The organism is uncultured Leptotrichia sp., from assembly GCF_938036635.1.
GTDB lineage: Bacteria > Fusobacteriota > Fusobacteriia > Fusobacteriales > Leptotrichiaceae > Leptotrichia > Leptotrichia hongkongensis.
In genome coordinates this window covers 1-4588 of the sequence record NZ_CALHQO010000354.1, presented here as the reverse complement: position 1 = coordinate 4588, position 4588 = coordinate 1, and the positions used below count along the sequence as shown (strand labels likewise).

Sequence of the window (4588 nt, the reverse complement as noted above, 5' to 3'; positions counted from 1 at the left end):
AATTTATGGGAATTTATATTTTTTTCTACGATTCCTTTGTTTCCGTTGTAATCATAATATCTCATATTATCCAATCTAGTTACACCTAATCTGATGTGTCAATTCATGCTAGATTAACTTGTTCAAGTATATTGTATCGTTTGTCAGCCTTTCCTTGTTTATCCAGATGTAGCCGTCTCCTGTAGTCAAATCCATCTGGCATCAGACGGTTGACCACTTAAATTCATCTCTTCTGTCCCATAGAACCTGACTTTAATACCTTTTTTCGTTAGTCCTCCAAATCTTGCTTCCACTTCCTTCTGAATCTGTTTAGCATTTTTTCCTTTAATGTCAATAAATCCTAGACGCTCCATTTTTTGTGCCACGCTTTAGGAAATAATATTCTTAATCAGATTGTATTCTCCAGATTCTGATTTTCTAGTTATTACATTTATGATTCCTTGCGTACTTCTAGCTAAATTTTAGTGTAGTATGCTATTTCAAATTTATTTAATTTCTCCAAGGTATAAGATCATTTATATAAATTTCAATACTAAGTTTTTTTATTTTATGTATTAATTCTCCAACTTTTATATTAATTTGTCTTATTTCTTCATTTTTTTTCTGAATATTTTCCTTCTGAAGTAACAGATACAAAATAATAATCTAACAATGGATCAAATTTTCCTAGATTTTGACTCCATTTTCGAAATTCTTCTTCTATATCCTTTTTTACATCTTCATGAAATCTACTAATTTTTCCGTATACTAAATAGTTAACTATACATAAATAATTTATTAAGGATAAACTACGTGACTCTTTAATATCTTTTCTATTGTTTAAATTTTTTCTTAGTCCTAAAAATTCTTCTATTGCTTTTTTTAATTCTAAATATTTGTTCATGTTATTTTCTCCTTCTTAAAATATTATTTAGAATATTTCATTTGGCTCTGTATAAGTAGTTGTTTCAGGAAGTTTTGTCTTGGTCGCATTGTCAAGACACTAGTTTACGTAATTTTGCTATAGGCTTTAGTTGTCCTTTTTATTTGGTTCAATATAATCTGGCTCATAAATTTCTTTATATCTCTTGACATTTCTTTGTTCAAAAAATTCTTTTGGAATTTCTTCCTTAAATAACTCTAACAAGTACTCGTATAATTTCCCTTCTGTTCCAAAATAATCTTTTCTTGATTGAATTTTTTTATTTTCAGTAATTACTGTAATTTCTTCCCAAATAAAAGGAACATAAAAATATGCTTCCCCTATACTATCATTTATTGTTTTCAAATAGTCATATCCCTTGTCATCTTTTGATTCTCTATAGTATATTTTTATCTTTAACTCATTATTTTTATCAACGAAATAAAGTTCTAGTACATAATTAGTATAATTTTTTATTCTATAAAATTTACCATATAAAAATTTTTCTCCATTTTTCAATTCTATATAATCATTAGAATAATATTTATTAAGATAATTCCTGTTGAACATTTTTTCAAATTCTTTTCTTGTCTTATCAGTATTGTCCAATGACTGAATTTGATGTGGATGTAATTTAAAATATAATTCAAATTCTTCTCTACTGTAACTCTTAGAGTTAAGTATAACATTTGTTCCACCCATAACATTCCCAAAAATAGAGTTTCCTATTTCTGTCAACTCTTTATGAAAAGGAATATTGTCATCATCTTTAGATAACATTAAATTTGAAAGAACAAAAAATAATATTAGTAACTTTTTTTTCATCTTTTTTTCTCCATTTCTTGTCTTGTTCTGTTGACTTTAGCTTCTTCTTCTGGAGATATTCCAAAATCAATGAGTATTCCATGAGATACTCTGAAATCAAGACTGTAATTATTGGTTATACAATTTATTTCGATACATTTGTGTTCTTTTCTAATGTCATTAGGCGTTGCAATATCTACTCTATGTCGCTGTACGAGTTACCTTTGCATTGCCTTTCTGACAGGGTTAGGAACTGCTTCAGCGAAGATGTTTGTATGTTTGTATATTTCTTTTACTCCTTGTTTTTGTTTATTTCTTCCATTTTTTTCCTATGTTCTCTCTCTTTTATCTTTTCTTCACGTTTGTCCATTTTTTCATTTTCTCTTCTACGAACACCATAGCAAAAATCACTTACACTATCTGATAAAGCACAATACATTTCTACACATGAATTTGTCAAAAGCATTATTGACAATAATAATACTATTATCTTTACTCTAATTAGATATTTCATTTCTCAACCACCTCAAATAAGTATTTATTTCCGGAACTGAAACATTTACTCTTTCAATATGTTCTACATTCATATTTCCCATATGATTTATACTGTTCAATCCTTTATCATGATATCTTCCATTTTCATAATTAGTTATCATGAAGAGCGGAACTCAAATTTCTTATATGGTTAGTACAAGAAATTTGAGCTTATCTCTTTTAAGTTTTATATCATCTGTACTCTATTTATCAGGACGCCAAGTATTAACTACTTTAGTCAGTTCATTTTGATCTTTAGGCAATCCTTCTTGAGAAATATGATAAATGTTTCCATTATCCTCAATATAATTCACTATTAACACTCTTCCATCTGGAATTTTTATAGTTACTTGTTTCCCTTTGTAGCCATTTATTTCTATATTTTTTTCACTTATATTTTCTAATGATATTCCAAAATTCAAATATCTTTTTTTAATTAGTAATACTGCTTTCTCAACCGTTAAATTTCCATTCACTCCGACAATATCTAGTGTTATAATATTCACAGGATCTATTGAAAGCTGAACAGCATTTACTGATGAATCTGGATCTTCAAATTCCATCCAGTCATTTGGTTTTGTAACATAGCCCACCAAATTGCTTCCATATCTGTTCTCTGTACTTTTTTCAGTATTTTCAACAGTTCCCTTTTTTTCTTCCTGCTTGTTTTCTTCTGATTTTGTTTTATTTCCACAAGATAATAAATATAATCCTAGAAATAAAATGAATAAAATTCTTTTTAAATTCATATACTGCTCTCTTTCTTAAAGTTTTCTGTTTTTTACCAAATATAATAAATTCCATAGTCTTTATTTTTTCCATATAATGCTATGATAAAATCTTTTTTATTATAGTGTTTAGTAATTTTATTTCTTATTCTTTCTGCATCTTCTCTTGTTAAATTTTCAGGTAAATTAAATATTAATATTGGAGTTATATTGTTAAATTTCATAAATTCAAGCCAATCTATTTCCCCCAAATCTCTTTCTTGGCTAAAATATTCTTTAAATTTTTTACCATACTTCTCTACTTCTTCTAAAGAATATTTTTCATTATCAGGTTTAGGATTTTTTTCTTCTATGATACATTTTCTATCTTGAACATATATAAAACTTACAGTTTTTTCAATATTTTCATGTTTATCTAAATCCCAGAATCCACATTCCCATTGATTATTTATAGCACTATACCCTATGTCTTGATATTTATCAAATATTTTTTCTATTTTTTCAAAATCATTTCCTCTTGATTTATCATAGATTAAATTATTTAATACATATGGCCTAAGTCCAAGATAGTCTATTATTGAAAAAAAGTTATAGTTATACTTTTTATTAAAAAAAGTAATCTCAGATCTTTTATCAGCATTTTCAATAGGAAAACTAAAAATTTTCATAGTCTCTTCATTCCACAAAGATAAATGCCAATTCTTACCTTCATTTACCCACTGTAGATTTTGATTTTCCCTAAAATATTTTGACCTATACTCTATAGGTTTTTTAGGTTTCAGAAGAAAAGCTCTACCTTTTGAAAAGGGCTTATAGTAGACTTCCATATTTATATCAAAATCTTCCTTGCTCAATATCAAGTTATATTCTGACTTAAAAAAATTATGTATCTGATGAAACCCTTCTTCTTTTAGGGTTTCATCACTTCTAAAATCAATGCAGGAAAGAAGAAGAGAAAATACGGAGAAAAGGAAAATAATTTTCCTTATTTTCAAAAAAATTCTTTTTAAATTCATATACTGCTCTCTTTCTTTAACATTTTCTTTTTGTTTCAACTAATTCTTTTATGTTTTTTCTAGATAAAAACATAAGTACTGTTCCTTTGTTTATACTCTTAAAATCTTACTACCACACATCAAAAGACTCATGTACCTCATTTCCATTTTTATCTATATAAGTGTCTGTCCCATGTAAAAGTATAATAAAATCTTTTTTATTGTAGTATTTAGTAATTTCATCTCTTAATTTTTCAACATCTTTTTTAGTTAAATCGTCTGGCACTAAAAATCTTACTACTGGTGTTATGTTATTAAACTTCATAAGTTCGTACCAATCTATTTCCACTAAATTTCTTTCTTGGTTAAAGTATTTATTAAATATTTTTCCATATTTTTCTATCCCTTTTAAAGAATATTCCTTAACCTCATCTTTATAATTTTTTTTCTTTACAACACATTCTTTATCCTGAACATAAATAAAACTTACACTATCTCCAAAAGATTTTTCATCCAACAATCCACATTCCCATTCATTATTTCCAGCATTATACTTTATGCCTGGATATTCATCAAATATTTTTTCTATTTTTTCAAAATCATTTCCTCTTGATTTATCATAGATT

At 26.6% G+C, this 4588-nt stretch carries 6 protein-coding genes and 1 pseudogene; all 7 read right to left on the bottom strand.

What is annotated here, in order from left to right:
• Window positions 1-185: 185 nt before the first annotated feature.
• Entirely contained in the window at window positions 186-365 is a 180-nt protein-coding gene (locus tag Q0370_RS07130) for a hypothetical protein (RefSeq protein ID WP_299573949.1), read from the bottom strand.
• A 227-nt stretch (window positions 366-592) separates the two neighbouring features.
• Window positions 593-883 carry a hypothetical protein gene (locus tag Q0370_RS07125; protein ID WP_299573946.1) on the bottom strand — a complete coding sequence of 97 codons (291 nt, stop codon included), beginning with the start codon at window positions 881-883 and terminating at the stop codon, window positions 593-595.
• A 126-nt stretch (window positions 884-1009) separates the two neighbouring features.
• Window positions 1010-1726, bottom strand: a complete 717-nt coding sequence (locus Q0370_RS07120) for a hypothetical protein (protein WP_299573943.1) — start codon at window positions 1724-1726, stop codon at window positions 1010-1012.
• Between the two features lie 271 nt (window positions 1727-1997).
• Window positions 1998-2219, bottom strand: coding sequence for a hypothetical protein (locus tag Q0370_RS07115; protein ID WP_299573940.1), 222 nt, complete (start codon window positions 2217-2219; stop codon window positions 1998-2000).
• A gap of 223 nt (window positions 2220-2442) precedes the next feature.
• Window positions 2443-2988, bottom strand: a complete 546-nt coding sequence (locus Q0370_RS07110; protein ID WP_299573937.1) for a hypothetical protein — start codon at window positions 2986-2988, stop codon at window positions 2443-2445.
• A 32-nt stretch (window positions 2989-3020) separates the two neighbouring features.
• On the bottom strand, window positions 3021-3983 hold the full coding sequence (locus tag Q0370_RS07105; RefSeq protein WP_299573934.1) for a hypothetical protein: 963 nt from the start codon (window positions 3981-3983) through the stop codon (window positions 3021-3023).
• Between the two features lie 109 nt (window positions 3984-4092).
• Window positions 4093-4588, bottom strand: a pseudogene (locus Q0370_RS07100) (hypothetical protein); the annotation flags it as partial.